This window comes from Microbacterium ureisolvens (assembly GCF_019511645.1).
In the GTDB taxonomy this organism is placed as follows: Bacteria; Actinomycetota; Actinomycetes; order Actinomycetales; family Microbacteriaceae; genus Microbacterium; species Microbacterium ureisolvens_A.
The window spans coordinates 348,051-367,937 of record NZ_JAEUAX010000004.1; the positions used below are offsets into that span (position 1 = coordinate 348,051).

The window sequence follows — 19,887 nt, forward strand, 5'->3', positions numbered from 1 at the left end:
GCACGGTGAGCAGGTGTGTCAGACGAGGTCGAACCGGTCGAGTTCCGTGACCTTGCCCCACGCCTTCACGAAATCGCGCACGAACTTCTCGTTCGCGTCGTCCGAGGCGTAGACCTCGGCGACGGCGCGCAGCTCCGAGTTCGACGAGAACAGCAGGTCGACGCGCGTGCCGATGCCGACGGACTCGCCGGAGCCGTCCTTGGCGCCCGAGAACGCGTGGCCGCCCGGGTCGAGCGGCTTCCACGTGGTGCCGAGGTCGAGCAGGTTGACGAAGAAGTCGTTCGTGAGCACGCCCTTGCGGTCGGTGAACACGCCGTAGTCCGAGTCGTCCCAGTTCGCACCGAGCACCCGCAGGCCGCCCACGAGCACCGTCAGCTCCGGCGCGCTCAGCGTGAGCAGGTTCGCGCGGTCGATGAGGTGGTGCTCCTCGGGCATGAACGCCTGCGGGCCGTAGTAGTTGCGGAACCCGTCGGTGATCGGCTCGAGGAACGCGAACGACTGCACGTCGGTCTGCTCCTGCGTGGCGTCGGTGCGACCCGGGTGGAAGACGACCTCGACGTCGACGCCGGCGTCCTTCGCCGCCTTCTCGACCGCCGCGTTGCCCGCGAGCACGATGAGGTCGGCCAGCGACACCTTCTTGCCGTCGGTGCGGCCGTCGTTGAACGAGGCCTGGATCTGCTCGAGCGTGGCCAGCACCGTGGCGAGCTGGGTGGGCTTGTTGACCTCCCAGTCCTTCTGCGGGGCCAGACGGATGCGGGCGCCGTTCACGCCGCCGCGCTTGTCGCTGCCGCGGAACGAGGATGCCGCTGCCCACGTGGTCTCGACGAGCTCCGACACGCTCAGACCGCTGTCGAGGATCTGCGCCTTGAGCGCCGCGGCGTCCGCCGCGTCGATGAGCTCGTGGTCGACCGCGGGCACGCGGTCCTGCCACAGCAGCTCCTCGGCAGGGACCTCCGGGCCGAGGTAGCGCTCGATCGGGCCCATGTCACGGTGGGTGAGCTTGAACCAGGCGCGTGCGAACGCGTCGGCGAAGGCCTCGGGGTCGTCCTTGAACTTCCGCGAGATCGCGTCGTACGCGGGGTCGGTGCGCAGGGCGAGGTCGCTCGTCAGCATGCGCGGCTCGCGACGGCCGTTCGAGTGCGCGAGGGGCACCATGTCGGCGCCGCCGCCGTTGATCGGACGCCACTGGTGGCCGCCGCCGGGGCTGCGCATGAGCTCCCACTCGTACGCGTAGAGGATGTGGAAGAACTCGTTGTCCCAGCGGGTCGGGTGGTAGGTCCACGTGACCTCGAGGCCCGACGTGATCGTGTCGTCGCCGTGGCCCGTGCCGTGGCTGTTCCTCCAGCCGAGGCCCTGCTCCTCGAGGCCGGCGGCCTCGGGGTTGTCGCCGACGTTCGTGTCGGGCGCGGCGCCGTGCGTCTTGCCGAAGGTGTGGCCACCGGCGATCAGCGCGACGGTCTCCTCGTCGTCCATCGCCATGCGGCCGAAGGTCTCACGGATGTCGCGCGCGGACTTCAGCGGGTCGGGCTCGCCGTTCGGGCCCTCGGGGTTCACGTAGATGAGACCCATCTGCACGGCGGCCAGCGGACGCTCGAGGTCGCGGTCGCCCGAGTAGCGCTCGTCGGCGAGCCACGTGGTCTCCGGGCCCCAGTACACGTCGGCGTCCGGTTCCCACACGTCGGCACGGCCACCCGCGTAGCCGAAGGTCTTGAAGCCCATCGACTCGAGCGCCACGTTGCCGGCGAGGATCATGAGGTCGGCCCACGACAGCGACTGGCCGTACTTCTTCTTGACCGGCCACAGCAGGCGACGCGCCTTGTCGAGGTTGACGTTGTCGGGCCAGCTGTTGAGCGGCGCGAAGCGCTGCTGGCCGGCCCCGCCGCCGCCGCGGCCGTCGGTCACGCGGTACGTGCCGGCGCTGTGCCACGCCATGCGGATCATGAGCGGACCGTAGTTGCCGAAGTCGGCGGGCCACCAGTCCTGCGACGTGGTGAGCGTCTCGGCGATGTCGGCCTTGACCGCGGCGAGATCGAGCGACTCGAAGGCCGCCTTGTAGTCGAAGTCCTCTCCCAGCGGGTTGGCGACCGCGGGGTTCTTGGCGAGGATCTTGAGGTTCAGCTGGTTCGGCCACCAGACGCTGTTGGCGTTGCCGGTGGTCGGGTGGGGCTGACCGCCGTGGATGACCGGGCAGCCCTCGGTCTCGTTCGGGCGCGGGCGGCTCTCGCCGTCCTCGCGCTCATCGACCGGCGTGTCGATCGGGGTGACCGCCTGATCGACGTCGGTCGGGTTCTCACCGATCTCGGGGATCGTGTCGTTGGTGTCGGTCATGGCTTCCTTCCAATCGGGGTGGGCAATGGAGTCGGACAGGATCGGGTTCAGGCGGCGCCGGCGACGGCCGGGTCCCCGGCAGATCCGGCGTTCGCGCACGCGGGGCAGATGCCCCAGAACGTCACCTCGGCCACCTGCACGGCGTAGCCGTGGGCGTCGGAGGGTGTGAGGCAGGGCGCCGCACCGACGACGCAGTCGACGTCCTCGACTGCCCCGCACTGCGAGCAGATGAGGTGGTGGTGGTTGTCGTCGACACGCAGCTCGAACAGGCCGGGACGGCCCGCGGGCTCGATGCGACGCGCCAGGCCGGCGTCGACGAAGTCGCCGAGGGCGTTGTACACCGACTGCAGGCTCGTGGCGGGAAGCGTCCGGGCGACGACGGCGAACAGCTCGTCGGCACTGGCATGGGGGCGCTCGATGAGCGCCTCGACCACGGCTCGCCGCGAATCCGTGACCCGCAGGCCCGCGGCGCGCAGCCGCGCCGCCGTGTCGACGGCGCGCGCGTCGACGGTGGGGTGCGTGGTCATACCCCGAGCTTATCGTTGTTTTGAATAACTCAAAACAGTGGTATGCAGCATCCGTCCGGGAATCAACCGGCGACGAGCGTCGGCGTGCCGGCCTCGTACTCGGTGAGATCGCCGGTCTCGCCCAGCCGGTGAGCACGGCGCCCGATCACGAGCATGTAGACGAGGAAGAGTGCGAGCGCGGCCGCGCCGATGCCGATCTTCACCGGCCACGGCCACGGTTGCGCCGTCACGAAGCCTTCGATGACGCCCGAGACGCCGAGCGCGATCGCGAGCCCGATCGCAATGGTCGCGAGGGACCGCCCGGCCGCGGCCAGGGCGTCGCCGCGCGGGCGCGGACCGGGCGCGACCCAGGCCCAGAAGATCTGCAGTCCCGCCGCACCGGCCACGAAGATGCAGGTGAGCTCGAGCAGCCCGTGCGGCAGGATGTACAGCACGAAGACGTCGCCCCGGTCGAACGCCGCCATCACCGCCGCCGCGGTGCCCACGCCGACGGCGTTCTGCACGAGCACCATGATCGGCCAGATGCCCGTGATGCCGAACAGCACGCACTGGGCGGCGATCCAGGCGTTGTTCGTCCACACCGTGCCGGCGAACACGGCGGCCGGGTTCTCGCTGTAATAGGCGGTGAACTCGTTCTCGGCGTACTGCTCGAGCTGCGCCTGGCTGCCGAGGCTCGCGATCAGCGCAGGGTCGCCCGACACCCAGACCGCGACGACGGCCACGACCAGAACGAAGCCGACGGCGATCGCGAGCGTGGTCCAGCGCACCCGGTACAGCGCCGCGGGCAGCTGCAGGGCGAAGAAGCGAGGAATCTGGCGCATGACGTTCTCAGGCGCACCGGTCAGCCGCAGCCGGGCGCGGCCCAGCATGGTCGAGATGTGATCTCCTTGGATGCTGCGACCCGCGGACGTCTTCGCATCGGCGAGGTCGGCAGAGGCGGCGCGATACCGCGTGACGAGTTCGTCGACCTCGGCGCCCGAGAGGTGGCGGGCGCGGCTGAGCTCGTCGAGTCGCTCCCATTCCTCGCGCCGAGCGGCGGTCAGCGCGTCGAGGTCCATGCGCTTTACTGTAGCCATGCCCGCCGTAGAGCCCGCGATCGTCGACATCCACCAGGACGAGGTGCTCACCGGCGAGGCTGTCGCGCTCGACGTGCAGCCGCTCGGGTTCTTCATGCGCGCGCTCGGAGTGATCATCGACATGATCCTGGGCGTGGTCGTGTTCCTGCTGCTGGTGTGGGGCATCACCTGGCTCGCCGGGATCGGCGCCGTGGACGAGGCGGTGATGCCGATCCTCACCATCGTCCTGCTCGTGCTCGTCATGGTCGCGATCCCGACCGTCGTCGAGACCACCACCCACGGCCGCAGTCTCGGCAAGCTCGCCGTGGGGGGTCGCATCGTGCGCACCGACGGCGGCGCTTCGGGCTTCCGTCACGCATTCATCCGCGCCCTCGTCGGCGTCTTCGAGCTGTGGTTCACGGTGGGCGCCGTCGCCGCGCTCGTCGGTGCCTTCACCCCGCGGTCGCAGCGCCTCGGCGATCTGCTCGCCGGGACCTACTCCGAGCGCACGCGCACGCCCCGCCTGCCCGATCCGCAGCTCGGGATCCCTCCGGTACTCACCGACTGGGCGGCCGTTGCGGACGTCGCGCGACTGCCCGAGCGCCTCTCGCGACGCCTGGCTCAGTTCGCCCGCTCGGCGCCGAGCATGGAGCCCACCGCACGCGCGCGGGTTGCAGCATCCCTCGCCCGCGAAGCCGCCGAGCACGTCTCACCGGTGCCGTCCGTCGACCCCGAGACCTTCCTCATCGGGGTGGTCGCCGTGCGCCGCGGGCGCGAGCTGAGGGCGCTGCGGCTCGAGACCGCGCGCGCCGACGCACTGGCCGGGCCGGTGTCTGCCCCGCCGCGCGGCTTCCCCGAGCGCTGAGCCCGCCCGGGCACCGAGACCGGTGGTGACGGCGGTCAGTAGCGGTAGTGGTCGAGCTTGTACGGGCCTTCGACCGGAACGCCGATGTACGACGCCTGCTCCGGGGTGAGCTCGGTGAGCTGCACGCCCAGCGCGTCGAGGTGCAGACGCGCGACCTTCTCATCGAGGTGCTTCGGCAGCACGTACACGGCCGTCGGGTACTCGTCGCGCTTGGTGAAGAGCTCGATCTGGGCGAGCACCTGGTTCGTGAACGACGCGCTCATCACGAACGACGGGTGCCCCGTGGCGTTGCCGAGGTTCAGCAGCCGGCCCTCGCTGAGCACCAGCACGCTGCGCCCGGTGGGCAGACGCCACTCGTGCACCTGCGGCTTGATCTCGATCTTCTCCACGCCCGCGAGCGACTCGAGCCCCGCCATGTCGATCTCGTTGTCGAAGTGGCCGACGTTGCCGACGATCGCCAGGTGCTTGAGCTTCAGCAGGTCGTCGACGGTCACGACGTCCTTGTTGCCGGTGCCCGTGATGACGATGTCGACCTGCCCGGCGACGTCGTCGAGACGCGCGACCTGGTAGCCGTCCATCGCGGCCTGCAGGGCGCAGATCGGGTCGACCTCGCTGACGATGACGCGCGCACCCTGGCCGCGCAGCGCCTCGGCGGCGCCCTTGCCCACGTCGCCGTAGCCGCACACGAACGCGACCTTGCCGCCCATCAGCACGTCGGTGGCGCGGTTGATGCCGTCGGGCAGCGAGTGGCGGATGCCGTACTTGTTGTCGAACTTGGACTTCGTCACCGAGTCGTTGACGTTGATCGCGGGGAACAGCAGATCACCGGATGCTGCGAGCTCATAGAGGCGGTGCACGCCTGTGGTGGTCTCCTCCGTGACGCCGAGGAGGCCGCCCGCCATGCGCGTGAACCGCTGGGGGTCGCGCGCGAGGCTCGCGCGCAGGGTCTCGAGGACGATGCGGTACTCGGCGGAGTCGTCGGCCGCAGCATCCGGAACCGAACCTGCCTTCTCGAACTCGACACCCTTGTGCACGAGGAGGGTGGCGTCGCCGCCGTCGTCGAGGATCATGTTCGGGCCGTCGAAGCCCTCTGCCGTCCAGTCGAAGATGCGGTCGGCGAGACGCCAGTACTCCTCGAGCGTCTCACCCTTCCACGCGAAGACCGGGACGCCCGCGGGGGCGTCGACCGTGCCCGTCGGGCCGACCACGACCGCCGCGGCCGCCTCGTCCTGCGTGGAGAAGATGTTGCAGCTGGCCCAGCGCACCTGCGCGCCGAGGGCGACGAGCGTCTCGATGAGCACAGCGGTCTGCACCGTCATGTGCAGCGAACCGGCGATGCGGGCGCCCTTCAGCGGCTGCGACGCGCCGAACTCCTCGCGCAGCGCCATGAGCCCCGGCATCTCGTTCTCGGCGAGACGCAGCTGATGGCGTCCTGCCTCGGCAAGCGAGAGGTCGGCGACCTCGAACTCGAAGCCCTCGCGGGGCTCGGTGGCCGTGGAGACGGCAGGCGTGGCGACAGGCATGGAGGTCGGCATCCGCCCATTCTCCCACGCCCGCAGCAGGCCCGGGAAAGGCGCGGGTCAGGCGCGGAGGGTCTCGTGCCGGACGACGACCCAGCCCTTGGGCACCGAGAGGCGGTCGGTGTGGATCGCGCACAGGTCGTGCGCATGCGGGTCGCCGGCGGCGCCGAGCGGACCGAGAGCCGCCATCTGGTCGCCGTAGTCGTAAGTGAGGGTGGACACCGCCTCACGGGCGCATCCGACCTTGGAGCAGACTCTCTCGCGCATCGGGTAGACGCTATCGCGCCCCGCCGACACCGGGACGGATGCCGCGCCGCAACGTTCTGGGCGGGCGCCGCGCCGCGCCACCCGCCCAGACAACATCCTCATTTGAGGACGGTTGCCGAGATGCGGACCGATCCCGGCGCGCCGCCCCGCGTTCCGGCAACCGTCCTCAGCTGAGGACGCGGCCCGCGACCTAGGATGGAGGCATGGCGTGGCGTCGGAGCAAGACCAGCGAGCGCGCGCCGCGGCGCGCCTCCCGTCACGGACGCCACGGGCGCGAGGGCCGCAGCTCCGTCGTCCGCCCGCCGCTTCCGCCGCTCGACACCCGCGTCGACCGCTTCGACCTCTCGGTCGGCACCGCGGCGGAGTTCCTGCGGTCGGCATGGCCCGAGCTGCGCGACGTCCGTTTCGAGGTGGCCGACATGCCCGCCGCGACCGACGACGACGGCATCCCCCGCTGGACCGTGCTGCCCGACGCGGGCCGCATCATCCTGTACCGCCTGCCCATCGAGCGCCTCAGCCACATGCATCGCGACGACGAGCTGCACCGGCGCATGCTGGTCGAGGGTGCGGTCTTCCGCGCAGCGGCCGAGTACCTCGACCGAGACCCGTGGGACCTCGGTCCCGAGCGCTTCAGATACTTCTGACGCCTCGGCCGGCCAGGGTCAGGGGTAGACGACGATCTCGGGCGTCGCGACGTCGGCCGGCCACACCGGCACCCCGGCGAGCGCCCCGTCGCCCGAGAACGACAAGCCCGCGCGCACCGGTGCCTGCGGGTCGAACAGATACACCGTGCGCGTCGCCAGCCGCACCGCGACGGACCCGTTCGCCGGAACCGTGAGATTGAGCGCCGAGCCGCCGTCGGTCGGGGCCACCTCGACCGTCACCGCCTCGTCGGCCGGGTTCACCAGCGTCAGCGACGGCGTCGGACCGCCGGGCGTCGCGAACAGCGACGGCACCGACACCTCGGGGGCCGGCGTGTACCAGGCGAAGTCGTCGCCCGACGCGACGCCTGTCGCCTGCCACACCGCAGCGACCACGGGGGCATCCGCCTCGACCGTGACCGTGTAGGCGCCCGGCGCCAGTCCGTTCAGTGCGAGCTCGAGCGGCTTGCCCGGCTCGAGCGCCAGCTCCTGCGGTTCTCCGACCGTCTCGGAGCGGCCGGCGGAGTTGACCGACACGCGCGCGGTCGCGGGGAGCGAGGGCGACAGCATCCGCAGCACCGTCGTCTCGTTCGCGGCGCCGTCGGCGTCGGTCGGACGCGTGACCGTGATGCCCGTGATGACCTGGGTGTTCTCGGTGTGGGCGATCGGGCCGACCTGATCGACTCCGCCGGGAGTCAGGGTGCGCGTGATGCTCGCCTGGAGCGATGCGTGGATCGGCGCCCCGACGGCCGAGACGCGCACGACCGGGGTCTCCTCGCCGAGCGCGAGGCCCGCGAGCGGCACGACGCGCTGCGTGCCGGGCGCGATGACCAGGTCGGTGCCGCCCGGCGGCGTCTGCGGGCCGTCCACGCCGTACACCGTCAGCTGAACGGTCGCGGGGACCGCGCCCGGATTGGCGAGCAGCACCAGGTCGGCGGCGCCGGTCGCCCCCGACCCGCCGACCAGCCAGGAGTCGAGGAGCGGCGGGCGGCAGGCGGATGCCGCGAAGCCCGAGAGGTCGTCGGCGTTCGCCGTCGAGGCACCCGTCGCGGCGACGTCGACCGCCTGGCCGTCGCGCGGCTCGGCGGTGTACGCGAGAGGCCCTGGCCCGACGCCCGTCGTCAGCAGCTGCTGCTGGGCCGCCCCGGCCCCATCGGCAGTACCCCCGATGACGGACTGCGGCGCGGCGAGGGTCACCGTCGAAGCCGCGGTGGGATTGCGCCCGATCGACAGCAAGCCGCCGTCGCAGGAGATCACGGATGCTGCGGGCGCGGGCTTCGCGGAAATGCTCAGCGGCTCGCGCACGACCGTGGGCCACGGCACCGACACCGCGGTGACGACCGCGATCACCGCCAGGATCGACACGGCGGTGCCGATCAGCAGGCGGGCACTCGTCGTCGCCCAGCGGAACACGCGGCGGTCGCTCATCGGCCCTCCTGCCAGTGGGGTCCCACGACGCGCGGCGTGCGCCGGGCCTCGCGGATCGAGGCGGCGGTCGGCACGGCCAGCAGCAGGGCGATGCCGAAGATCGCGAGCTGGCCGAAGGCGATCCAGCGGCCCAGGACCGAGGCAGATGCCGCCTCCTCCGGTCGCGGCGCGATCTGGTCGACGACACGCCACAGTTCGCCTTTGGCGGTGTCGCCCACGACCACGAGCGTGTCACGCTGGCCGAGCGCGGTCATGGCGGAGAGCCGCACCGTGCGCGCGGCATCCGTCTCCGGCTCCGTGCTCGGCGCGAGCAGGATGAAGCCGATGCCGCGGTCGGCGAGCTGGCCCACCACGTCCTCCGAGGAGGGGGTGACGAGATCCGCGGCGAGCTCGGCGAGCTCGTCGTCCTGCCCGGTCGCGTCGGTGCGCGTCGACAGCAGCGTGGTCTGGCCGCCGATCGTCTCACTGGCACCCCACACCACCTGCGCGGCGACTCCCGCGTCCGCCTGGGGCGTGAGCACGATCGTCCCGACGTCGGGATCCTCGCGTCCTTCCGCGGCGACGAAGGCGGGAAGCGTGCTCGCCGGGCCGTCCGCGATGGTCGCCGTGCCGCGGGTGAACGCGGTGAGGGAGGGCACCGCGAGCGTCGCCGCTGCCGCGAAGACGAGGGTCGCCGCGATCCCCCGCGCGAGCGCCACTCGCGGAGCCAGGCCCGCGTCGAGCGCCACGAGTGCGCCTCCGACGCCCCCGAGCCACGCGAGGCTGAGCCCCGTGCCCGGCCAGAGCGGCACGGTGGCCGACTGCACGAACGCGACCGAGATGCCCACCACGGCGAACGCCGTGCCGAGACCGAGGGCGGTAATCACGAGCAGCGCGATGCCGGCCGCCCAGCGCTGCGTGAGCGGTGCAGCGAGGGCGAGAAGTGCGAGCGGCACGCTGAGAAGCGGCACCCACCACGTGGGCCCGTCGGGCAGGAGCGTCGTCCAGCCGGCGAGGTCGGGGGTCGGGATCCCGGCGGCCAGCAGTGCGCGCCCGGCGGCGTCGGCCGCCACCTGGGGTCCTGCCCACGGCACCCCGGGGTCGGCCACGAGCCCCCAGGCCTGGTGGTTCGCGACGGCATTCCAGACGAGCGGGAGGGCGAGCGCCGCCGAAGGGATGAGTGTCCAGATCAGGCGCGCGACACCTCGGCCCGCACGCAGGACGACCGCCGCCAGCACCGCGCCGATCCACACGACGAGCATCGCGGGCGCGAGCGAGGGAGCGGTAGCGATCACGCCGGCGAGGAGGATCGACGCGGCACCGGCGCCGGCCCACGAGCGATGCGCGACCGCGCCGGCGTAGAACAGCCACGGCAGCAGCAGATGCAGGATCACCCCGGTCGGGCGCCCCTGCGTCAGAGCGGCCAACAGCGTCGGCGACAACGCCCAGAGCGCTCCGCCCAGCAGGCGCAGGCTCGCCCGCTCGGTCACCCGTGTGGCGGCGAACCATCCGCCGAGCGCGGCGAGCGGAAGCGCCAGCAGCCACAGCAGCACCAGCGCGCGGGAAGGCGCCCACGCCCAGAGCGAGCCGAGCACGGCGATCACCGCCGCGAACGGATCCGCGGGGCCGACAGTGTCGAGCCCGAGCGCCCGCTGGCCGAACATGGCGTCATCCCACAGCTGCCCGACAGTGGTCGCGAGCGGCTGGAGCGCTCCCCCGCCGAGCACCGGCCAGGCCAGCAGCGCCGGGAACGCGGCGACCGAGACCACGAGCGCCGCGAGGACGAGCCACGCACCGCCGCCGGCGAAGAACCTCAGGTCGCTGCGGCGGTGACCGCCGAGGGCGACTTCCGGGTCGTCGTCGAGTCTTTCGAGCAGTTCGCCGCGCGTCGTGCGCAGCGGCGCGATCTGAGACCACGAGACCGTTCGGGCGTGTGCGAGGCGGCGCCGCGCCCGCCACACGGGCACGAGGCGCACGAGGGCGACGACCGCCGCCGCCCATTCCGGGGCGATGCGACCGGGCTGCTTGCGGACGAGGTCCACGACCGAGCGCCACAGCGCGAGCGGGAGGATGCTCAGCCAATCCAGGATGACCATGACGGCCGGCGCGTACACAAGCCGGCGGTGCAGCTGCGCGACGCGCTCCGCGTAGGCGGCGCGACGCCGGCGCTGGGGTGTGAGCGCAGTGGGCAGGCCCGCGACGCCGTCGCCCGCGGTCGCCACCAGAGCGCTCGGGACGAGCGACACGCGTCCGCCCGCGAGACGTGCCCGCACGCCGAGATCCAGTCCCTCGTCGGCACCGGACAGTCCGCGATCGAGACCGCCGAGCCTCGTCCAGGCGTCGGTGCGGACCAGGATGCCGCGGACGTCCGCGCCGAGCACGTCCTCCCGCGCATCGTGCTGACCCTGATCGAGCTCGTCGTCGGCGAGACCGACCGTGCGACCGAACCGCGTCATCCCGGCACCGAGCGACACGATCTCGGTGCGATCGTCCCAGCGCACGAGCTTGGGTGCGACGAAGGCGACCGACGGCGACCGCTCGAGCGCGCCGACGAGGCGCGCGAGCGCGTCGGGCTCCGGCGCGGTGTCCTGGGCGAGGAGCCACACCGCGTCGCCGTCGAGCCGCGGCGTGACCAGAGCGGTCGCCGCCGCGTAGCCGATCGACGCCGGTGCCCGGAAGACGAACTCGGCGCCCGCGGCATCCGCGATCTCGAAGAGATGGTCGTCGCCCCCGCACACCACGATCGTGAGGACATCGACGGGGCGCGTCTGCCCGTGGAGCGCGGCGAGCGTGCGCTTCAGATGGAATGCCGCCGGGGTTCGACCATCGGGTCTGACCACCAGGATCGCGTGGACGCGGTTGGAGGAGACGGTGTTCGACGTGGCGGTGGGCATGTCCTGGTCAGCCTAGGTCGCGCTCGAAGGTCACGCCGGGCGCACGCGCCGGGTCGGCCGGATCGAACCGGCCGACCGGCGTGCGCGTCAGCCCGCTCGGCGCTTCAGCTTGCGACGCTCGCGCTCACTGAGACCGCCCCAGATGCCGAATCGCTCGTCGTTCTGCAGCGCATAGTCGAGGCATTCGCCTCGCACGTCGCACGACGTGCAGATGCGCTTCGCATCACGCGTGGAGCCGCCCTTCTCGGGGAAGAACGCCTCCGGATCGGTCTGCGCACACAGTGCGTCGGTCTGCCATGCGAGCGGATTGTCGTCTTCCGCGTCGATGTTGCGGCGTACCCCCGGAACCCCCAGTTGAACCGGATCGACGAACCAGTCGTCGGGAACGCCGGAACGGAATTGCGAAACCGTCATGTCGTTCTCACCCCCCGTGATCCTGCTCCACGCTGGTGCGTGTACGGCTAATTACACCCGTGTAGTTCGACGAGGTCAAGTCGCAGATAGTAAACGCTCAACCGACTCTTGAACCTTCACGACGCGCCGACGGCGTGTCGCTCTGTCATAACGGTCCGATGAGAAACCGATGAGGCGCCGATGAGAGCGGCGGTTCAGCGGCCCGGGAGCGCGACGAAGAGCTCGCCGGAACCCGACACATGCAGGCCGCCTTCGTTCGGGGTGACGAGCACCGCGGCGCCCGGCGAGAGCGTCGCCGCGTCGTTGCTCGCGAGCGCCGCCACCGCCGGAGACCCCGCCGTCGCGACCGCGATAGCCGGCCCCTCGAGCGCGACGTCGACGCCCTCCGCGCTCGGCGAGACGGCGAGCAGCGCGAAGTCGGCGACCGGCACGTCGTACTGGCGCACGCCCGCCGCGATCTCACGGGGCCGGATGACGGGCGGAAGGCCCGGCGTCGCGTCGAGCACGCTCACCAGCTCCGCCGCGTCGACGTGCTTGGGGGTGAGCCCGCCGCGCAGCACGTTGTCGCTCGCGGCCATGAGCTCCACGCCGAGACCCTCGAGGTACGCGTGCAGAACCCCCGCCGGAACGAAGAGCCCCTCGCCCCGGTGAAGGGTCACGAGGTTCATGAGCAGCGCGACGACGATTCCCGGATCGCCCGGGAACGCGCCGTCCAGCGTGCGGGCGAGGGCGAGCTCGGCGGCGAACTCGTCGGACTCGGCCGCGACGGCGGCCGTGATCACGTCGCGTGCGGCGTCGGCGCCGTCCGACAGCAGCCAGCCGATGACGGCCGAGAGCGAGGCATCCGTTCCCTCCAGTCGCTCGGCGAGCGGCGCGGCACCCGGTCCGAGCGTCGCGATGAGGCGCCGCGTGGCGTCGAGCTCGCGAAGGCCGGCAAGCGCTCGGAAGGTGTCGCTCAGCGCGACGATGAGCTCGGGCTTGTGGTTCGCATCGCGATACGTGCGGTCGGCCGCGTCGCGGGGGATCCCCGCGGCCTCCTCGCGCGCGAAGCCGGCCTCGGCCTGCGCCTTCGACGGGTGCGCCTGGATGGAGAGAGCGGATGCTGCGGCCAGCAGCTTGAGCAGATACGGCAGGGGTTCCCCCACACCCGACGCCGCGCCTTCGTCGGCGATCCAGCGGTCGAGCGTGCGACCGTCGGCCGTCTCGGACGGATCGCCGGGGTGATCGCCGAACCAGACCTCCGCCTCGGGGCGACCGGACGGCGCGCGCCCCTCGAGATCGGCGAGCAGGGAGGTCGAGCCCCAGGCGTAATCGCGGGGGTCGTTCGCGAGCGGGATCAGCACCCGAACAGCCTAGCCAGGCGTGGTCACACCCCTTCCCGGGCTCGCGGAGCGCATGGCCGCCCGGGGTAACCTGAGAGCGATGGCCGTCCATTCCAAGCATCCGGCGTCGGCGCCGCCGGAACCGCCGGTCCGCGAGAAGACCGGCCATATCATGCTGCGCGGCTGGTGCATCCTCGTTCTCTTCATGTCGCTGTCGGGCACGGCGTGGGTCAACGCCTTCGGCGAACTCACCACGACGGTCATCACCATCGCGGGCGGCGTGCTCTCGGCCGTGCTGTGGATGGTGCTGCGTCCGCCCGTGCAGTGGCGCCGGCTCCCCTGGTTCGTGGTCGCGTACGTCGCCTGGGCGACGCTGTCGCTGGCGTGGTCGGCGTGGCCCGCGACGACCGCGCTCACCCTGCTGCTGCTGTGGATCACCACGCTGCAGGCACTCTTCATCGGAAGCGTGCTCACCTGGCGCGAGCTCGTCCGGGCGTCCGCGTCGGCGCTCAAGTGGGTCATGGCGCTCTCGTTCCTGTTCGAGCTCTGGGTGTGGGTGTTCGTGCGGGCACCGATCCTGCCGGGCTTCGTCGTCGACAAGGCGGACGACCCCATCGAGTACTGGTCGCGCAACAACCTCTTCGAGTGGGACAAGCGCATCCAGGGCATCATGGGCAACGCCAACCTCCTGGCACCCGTCGCCCTCCTCGCGATCATCGTGTTCAGCATCCGTCTCGCCTCCGGCGCGCCGCGGCGCACGTTCCTGTGGATCTGGATCGGGCTGTCGGCGTTCCTGTTCGTGCGCGCCGGATCGGCAACGGCCTATCTCACGGCCGCCGCCGTCGTCGTCGTGCTGGTCACCGTGCTGCTGATGCGGCGGGCCACGAAGCCGGGTGAGCGGACGAAGTACTACGTCGGCTATGTCGTCGTGGGCCTCGGCGGGCTTGTGGCGCTATGGCTCCTGCGCGACACGATCTTCACCTCGCTGGGCCGCAGCGCCGACCTCACCGGCCGCGAGCGCATCTGGGAGGCCGTACTCGCCCGCGCCGCGGAGCGGCCGTGGACCGGCTGGGGCTTCGCGACACCATGGGTGCCCTCGGACCCGGCCTTCGACGGCTGGATCATCGACCACGGGCAGACAGTGATGCAAGCCCACAACATGTGGGTCGATGTGGCGATGCAGCTCGGCATCGTCGGCGTGGTGCTGCTCGCGCTGCTGTACCTCGCATTCGTGTGGCGTGCGTGGTTCTTCGCCATCGATCGGCCGCGGTGGGACCTCCGCGCAGATCGGCCCTACTCGCCGCTCACGCTGCTGCCCACCCTCGTCGGGGCGATCCTCCTCGTGCAGGGGCTCGCCGAGTCGAGCCCGCTGCTGCTGTGGGGCTGGCTCTTCCTCGTGATGCTCGGCTCCAAGATCAAGCAGTCGCCGCACGTCGGCGTCGGCCCCGCCGAGCAGACGGTCGCGATCGAGCGCGGCGACGCGGTCGAGCGGGATCGGCGCGCCGTGCGCGAGCCGGGTACCCCTGCATCCAGCGGCGGCGCTGCGGCGGACGACCTGCCGGCAGGGCGCGGCGCGTGACCGACTCGCCGCATGCCGCAGGGCCCGGATGGCTGGGCACACTGCTGGCCTCGGCATCCTTCGCCCGCGCCTTCACCCTCGTCGTCTTCGCCACGGTCTTCTCGGCATATGCCATCGAACGCATCGCCGGCGCCGTCACCTACGTCACGATCGTGACCGGCCTCTGCGTGCTCGGTCTGTCGATGATGATCGCGCGCCGCCCTGAGCTGTCGCTCCTTCGTCTGGTGCCGACGACCGTCGTGATCTTCGTGGCCTGGGCGTTCGCGAGCATCTTCTGGTCGAGCGATTCGAGCGCCTCGTTCTGGAGCTGGCTGTCGATGGCGGCGCTCGCGTTCCTCGCGGTCGTCATCGGGCACGTGCGCGACACCCTTCAGACCGTGCGCGCGCTCGGCGATGTGCTGCGCGTGCTCCTCGGCGTCTCGCTCGCGCTCGAGGTGCTCTCGGGCATCCTGCTCGACATCCCGTTCACGTTCCTCGGCATCCAGGGCAGGATCGCCGAGTTGGGCCCCGTGCAGGGCATCTTCGGCACGCGCAACCTGCTGGGCTTCGTCGCCGTGATGGCGCTCATCACGTTCCTCATCGAGTACCGCACGCAGTCGGTGCGCCCCGGTGTCTCGCTGGCATCGGTGGTGCTGGCGGGCGGCCTCGCGGTCCTGAGCGACTCCCCCACCGTCGTCGTGCTCGCCGTGGGGGTCGGGCTCGCCGTCGGCGCCCTCGCCCTCGTGCGTCACGCGCGTCCCGAGCGCCGCGCGGGCCTGCAGCTGGCACTCGGGGCCCTCGTCGTCATCGGGGTCTTCGCGGGCTACACGGCGAGGCATCCGATCATCGCCCTGCTCGGCGCAGGCACCGACTTCTCGATGCGCGTGGAGCTGTGGAACTTCATGGTCGACATCCTCCGCCAGAAGCCCGTGCAGGGCTTCGGGTGGTTCGGCGTCTGGGACCAGGGCGAATACCCCTTCAACGCCATCAACTTCTGGCTCGGCAAGGACCACGCCACCGGGCTCAACGCCTACTTCGACGTGGCCCTGCAGCTCGGCTGGGTCGGGCTGGTGCTGTTCCTCGCGCTGGGGGCGCTCGCGTTGGCGCGGTCGTGGCTGGTCGCCGGCGAGCGCCGGTCTGTCGTGTACGCGTGGACGCCCCTGATGCTCGTCGCCCTGCTCGTGGACTCGATGTTCGAGAGCTTCACTCTCACGGGACTCGGGTGGCTCATGCTCGTCCTCTGCGCCGTTCGTGCGGGTCAGTCACGCTCCTGGCGCGAGAAGCTCGACAGCGGGACGGATGCTGAGGGGCCCGGCTCGGTGAGCGGTTCGGGGTTGCCGCACGCCCAGGGAGACCAAGGGACGGCAGGGTAGGCTTCTCTCCGGCCCGACGTCCCGGCGCCCCGCCATTCTTCTCCGGAGATCATCCCCGTGACCCACGCTTCGTCCGCCGCGCAGTTCGACCCCGCATCCGCGACCATCGCCGTCGTCACCTACAACCGGTCGGGACTGCTGGCGCGTCTGCTGACGAGCATGACGACGATGGACCCGAAGCCGGGCCACATCGTCGTGATCGACAACGCCTCGACGGACGACACGACCGACGTCGTCGAGTCTTTCCGTGAGAGCCTCGAGCCCTCTGTGCTGATCTACCGACGGCTGGACACCAACACCGGCGGTTCGGGTGGCTTCAGCGAGGGCATGCGCGTCGCCTACGAGCTGGGCTCCGAGTGGATCTGGCTCATGGACGACGACGTCGAGGTCCTCCCCGACGGCCTCGCCAAGATGGGCAAGTGGGCGCCGCGCTTCAAGAGCATCCAGGGTCGCCGCTACGACTACGACGGCAGTCCCTTCTACTGGCAGTACCGCATCGCCGAGCCCCTGGGCATCCCGATCCCCTACGCGCCGGCAGAATTCGATGAGTCCGGCTACAAGCCGATGAACTCCGGATGCTTCGAGGGCATGTTCATCCACCGCGACATCGTGCAGCAGATCGGCCTGCCCGACCCGCGCTTCTTCATCTACTGGGACGACCAGATGTACGGCTGGCTGGCTTCACGCAAGACCCAGTCGGTGATCGTCGACGAATTCGTGCTGCGCCGCACGCGCGAGATCAAGCAGTGGGACATGGGCATCCGCCACATGAACGCCTCGAGCAACGCGTACCGGTACTACATCATGCGCAACCGCGCGTACATCAAGAAGTACTACCGCTCGCTCGACGTCTACAACCCTCTGCTGTTCGGTCTGGGCACGAGCCTGACGTTCGGCAAGGAGCTCATCCGGCTGGTGTTCGTGGAGCGCACTTTCCGCGGAACGTCGAATCTGTTCCGGGGCCTGCGCGACGGACGCAAGATCGCGAAGGATGCCTCGTGGCAGCCGATGCCGCCGCTCGAGGCCGCGACGGCACAGGCCTGACCGACGTTGGAATTCGAAGTACCAAACGCCTGCTAGATTCTGATCACCCGACCGCCTGGGCGGGCTCATCGGCTCGTTTCTGGGGTGTTACGTGTCACCATCGCGCACGCAATCTCGCATCACCATCGTCCGTCCCAACCGTGCTGGTCGCATCGGGATCCTGAGCGCGGCGATCACCGCATCAGCGCTCGTGATCGGGCTCCTCGCGCCCGGGTCTCAGCTCGCGGCGGCAGCGGAGAATGACCGTTCGGTGTCGGGTGTGGTGTCGCTGCCGGCGGGTGCGCCGGCAGAGTGGCTGGGTGCGGTTCAGGTGTCGGCGCAGCCTGTCTCGGGTCCGGGGTACAAGTCAGTGTGGGTGGATCCGGCGACGGGCACGTACTCGCTGACGGATCTGGCTCCGGGGTCGTACCGGATCCAGTTCTCCGTGAATCAGGTCTGGGACGGGTCGGGATTTTCGCGACCGAATCTCGTGAGTGAGTACTACGACGACGCCACGGATTGGAACTCGGCGGCGGTGGTCGATGTGTCCGGGGCCAGCGCCTCGAGTATCGATGCGCAACTCGCAACCGGCCGGACGATCAGCGGACGCGTGACTCTGCCGGAGGGGTCCGACCCTGCCTGGTTGAGCGCGATCTCGGTCAACGCTTCCGCGCCGACGAGCGGATCCGGCTACGCCCAGGTTGACCCGGCGACCGGAGCGTACTCGATCACGGGTCTCGCCCCAGGTGCGTATCAGGTGCACTTCAGCGTCGGCACCTTCTGGGGCGGCAGCACGTCGGTGAAGCCGAACCTGGTGTCGGAGTACTACGACGACACCACCGATTGGACCACAGCCACTCCGGTCGATGTGTCCACCGGAGACAAGTCCGGCATCGATGCAGCGCTTGAGCAGGGCCGCAGCATCACCGGAACCGTGAGTCTCCCTGCCGGTGCGCCGTCGGAGTGGCTGAACTCTGTGAGTGTCAGCGCATCAGCCGTCAACGAGAGCATGGTGGGTGGCCTCAGCGCGAGGCCCGACTCGACGACCGGGGAATACACCCTCACCGGGCTCGCACCCGGCGCCTATCAGGTCGCGTTCCGGGTCATGACGGTCATGCCCGGCGCCGAGCCGCCTAATCTCGTCGACGAGTACTACGACAACGCGCGTACCATCTCTGCGGCGACACCCGTCGATATCACGAGTGCCGACGAGTCCGGGATCAACGCAACGCTGGAGTCCGGTCGCAGCATCTCAGGCACCGTGAGTCTCCCCGCCGATGCGCCTGAAGAGTGGATGCAGGCTGCTCGCGTCTCGGTGATGACCCCCGACGGCGAGTACCTCAGCTATGGCGACAACACGAAAATCGACACCACGACCGGCGCTTACACACTCTCACGCCTGCCCGCGGGCGATTTCGTCGTCTATTTCTCCGCCTCGAGCTATTACGACGGTACGCAATGGACCTATCCCGACCTCGCGCCGGAGTACTACGACGACGCAGCAAACCGCGATGACGCCACCGTCGTGTCCACGACCAGCGGGAACGCCGCCGGAATCGACGCCGCTCTTGCCCATGGGGCCGGCATCGACCTGGACCTGGACGCGTCCGCCCTGCTGGGCACAGGGAGCGGTATCGGCATCTCGATCACCGATCTCGACGGCAACGTTCTGACAAGCTACGGCGATCCTCTCCCCGAGGACGGCCACTACCCCATCACCATGGGCAACCTGACCCCCGGCGGCTACCGGATCGCAGTGACCACGATGAGCTGGGACGAGCAGACGAGCACATCGACCCTCGAATCCGCGCAGTTCCTCCGCTTCGGATCGGCGACGAGCATCCAGCTCACCGCCGGCCACACCGAGACCGGCCAGGTAACCGCACGAGCGGCCGACTCCACCATCAGCGGGAACATTCACGCCGAAGGCTTCGCCACCACTGGGAACGTCCTCGGCAGCGCACTGCCCTACGAAAAGCTCGACGGGAACTGGACCCGCATCCCAGAAGTCCACTTCGACACCACGCAGAACGGCGACACCCCCTACTCCCTCACCGTCCCCTCCGGCACCTACACCATCGGCTACGAAACCGACTACTCCCCCGCCACCACCCCCGTCCAAGAACAGTGGTGGAACGGCAAGAACACGCTCGCCGCCGCAGACCCCATCACCCTCACCACCGGACAGACCCGAACCGACATCAACGGAACCATCCAGCCCACCGGCGATCTGCTCGTGGAGCGGACCGCGGGGGTGGACCGCTATGCGACGTCCGCCGCGGTGTCCGCGGCCACGTTCGATCCCGGCACGCCCGTCGCATATCTCGCCAACGGCACGAAGTTCCCCGACGCACTGTCAGGCGCAGCCGCGGCCGGGCACCTCGGCGGCCCCGTCCTCCTCACCCAGGAGAACGAGATCCCCGGACTCGTCGCCCAAGAGCTCAAGCGACTCCACCCCGACAAGATCATCGTCCTCGGATCCGACGCCTCCATCACCGACAACGTCCTCACCCAAGCAAAGACCTACGCGAGCGTCGTGGAGCGGACCGCGGGGGTGGACCGCTACGCGACGTCCGCCGCGGTGTCCGCGGCCACGTTCGATCCCGGCACGCCCGTCGCATATCTCGCCAACGGCACGAAGTTCCCCGACGCACTGTCAGGCGCAGCCGCGGCCGGGCACCTCGGCGGCCCCG

15 protein-coding genes are annotated in these 19,887 nt (G+C 70.4%); 6 read left to right on the top strand and 9 right to left on the bottom strand.

Features of this window, described 5'->3' with window-relative positions:
• Positions 1 to 18: 18 nt before the first annotated feature.
• The 3 genes from katG to JNB61_RS10145 form a co-directional block, all read right to left on the bottom strand.
• Positions 19 to 2,328 carry a catalase/peroxidase HPI gene (katG, locus tag JNB61_RS10135; protein WP_222855305.1) on the bottom strand — a complete coding sequence of 770 codons (2,310 nt, stop codon included), beginning with the start codon at positions 2,326 to 2,328 and terminating at the stop codon, positions 19 to 21.
• A gap of 47 nt (positions 2,329 to 2,375) precedes the next feature.
• On the bottom strand, positions 2,376 to 2,855 hold the full coding sequence (locus tag JNB61_RS10140; RefSeq protein WP_220288221.1) for a Fur family transcriptional regulator: 480 nt from the start codon (positions 2,853 to 2,855) through the stop codon (positions 2,376 to 2,378).
• A gap of 62 nt (positions 2,856 to 2,917) precedes the next feature.
• Positions 2,918 to 3,913: a stage II sporulation protein M gene (locus JNB61_RS10145; RefSeq protein ID WP_220288222.1), complete on the bottom strand. Its 996-nt coding sequence runs from the start codon at positions 3,911 to 3,913 to the stop codon at positions 2,918 to 2,920.
• A 16-nt stretch (positions 3,914 to 3,929) separates the two neighbouring features.
• On the opposite strand from JNB61_RS10145, the gene JNB61_RS10150 reads away from it, so the two are divergent.
• Positions 3,930 to 4,775: an RDD family protein gene (locus JNB61_RS10150; protein ID WP_220288223.1), complete on the top strand. Its 846-nt coding sequence runs from the start codon at positions 3,930 to 3,932 to the stop codon at positions 4,773 to 4,775.
• A 35-nt stretch (positions 4,776 to 4,810) separates the two neighbouring features.
• Here the strand turns inward: JNB61_RS10150 and ahcY are convergent, their stop codons facing one another.
• On the bottom strand, positions 4,811 to 6,298 hold the full coding sequence (gene ahcY, locus JNB61_RS10155) for an adenosylhomocysteinase (RefSeq protein ID WP_220339539.1): 1,488 nt from the start codon (positions 6,296 to 6,298) through the stop codon (positions 4,811 to 4,813).
• A 57-nt stretch (positions 6,299 to 6,355) separates the two neighbouring features.
• The gene (locus JNB61_RS10160) at positions 6,356 to 6,562 is read right to left on the bottom strand and encodes a DUF3499 family protein (RefSeq protein ID WP_045301176.1); all 207 of its coding nucleotides are present in this window, start codon (positions 6,560 to 6,562) and stop codon (positions 6,356 to 6,358) included.
• 203 nt (positions 6,563 to 6,765) lie between these two features.
• Here JNB61_RS10160 and JNB61_RS10165 point away from each other — a divergent pair, with 203 nt between their 5' ends.
• Complete coding sequence (locus JNB61_RS10165) at positions 6,766 to 7,206, top strand: metallopeptidase family protein (RefSeq protein WP_201448807.1); 441 nt, start codon at positions 6,766 to 6,768, stop codon at positions 7,204 to 7,206.
• 18 nt (positions 7,207 to 7,224) lie between these two features.
• Here the strand turns inward: JNB61_RS10165 and JNB61_RS10170 are convergent, their stop codons facing one another.
• The 4 genes from JNB61_RS10170 to manA all read right to left on the bottom strand — a co-directional run bounded on the left by JNB61_RS10170 (position 7,225) and on the right by manA (position 13,261).
• Positions 7,225 to 8,631 carry a DUF5719 family protein gene (locus JNB61_RS10170; RefSeq protein WP_220339509.1) on the bottom strand — a complete coding sequence of 469 codons (1,407 nt, stop codon included), beginning with the start codon at positions 8,629 to 8,631 and terminating at the stop codon, positions 7,225 to 7,227.
• A complete protein-coding gene (locus JNB61_RS10175) occupies positions 8,628 to 11,504 on the bottom strand; it encodes a glycosyltransferase (RefSeq protein ID WP_220339510.1) in 2,877 nt (958 codons plus the stop codon). The genes JNB61_RS10170 and JNB61_RS10175 overlap by 4 nt, the downstream gene beginning before the upstream one ends.
• Positions 11,505 to 11,591: 87 nt before the next feature.
• The gene (locus JNB61_RS10180; RefSeq protein ID WP_159845680.1) at positions 11,592 to 11,918 is read right to left on the bottom strand and encodes a WhiB family transcriptional regulator; all 327 of its coding nucleotides are present in this window, start codon (positions 11,916 to 11,918) and stop codon (positions 11,592 to 11,594) included.
• A 194-nt stretch (positions 11,919 to 12,112) separates the two neighbouring features.
• Positions 12,113 to 13,261 carry a mannose-6-phosphate isomerase, class I gene (gene manA, locus JNB61_RS10185; protein ID WP_220339511.1) on the bottom strand — a complete coding sequence of 383 codons (1,149 nt, stop codon included), beginning with the start codon at positions 13,259 to 13,261 and terminating at the stop codon, positions 12,113 to 12,115.
• A 79-nt stretch (positions 13,262 to 13,340) separates the two neighbouring features.
• On the opposite strand from manA, the gene JNB61_RS10190 reads away from it, so the two are divergent.
• The 4 genes from JNB61_RS10190 to JNB61_RS20475 form a co-directional block, all read left to right on the top strand.
• On the top strand, positions 13,341 to 14,819 hold the full coding sequence (locus JNB61_RS10190; protein ID WP_220339512.1) for an O-antigen ligase family protein: 1,479 nt from the start codon (positions 13,341 to 13,343) through the stop codon (positions 14,817 to 14,819).
• Positions 14,816 to 16,171 carry an O-antigen ligase family protein gene (locus JNB61_RS10195; RefSeq protein WP_220339513.1) on the top strand — a complete coding sequence of 452 codons (1,356 nt, stop codon included), beginning with the start codon at positions 14,816 to 14,818 and terminating at the stop codon, positions 16,169 to 16,171. Before JNB61_RS10190 ends, JNB61_RS10195 begins: the two co-directional genes overlap by 4 nt.
• 57 nt (positions 16,172 to 16,228) lie before the next feature.
• On the top strand, positions 16,229 to 17,215 hold the full coding sequence (locus tag JNB61_RS10200) for a glycosyltransferase family 2 protein (protein ID WP_159845692.1): 987 nt from the start codon (positions 16,229 to 16,231) through the stop codon (positions 17,213 to 17,215).
• Positions 17,216 to 17,465: 250 nt separating this feature from the next.
• A partial coding sequence (locus JNB61_RS20475; RefSeq protein ID WP_220339514.1) for a cell wall-binding repeat-containing protein occupies positions 17,466 to 19,887 on the top strand: 2,422 nt, incomplete at its 3' end.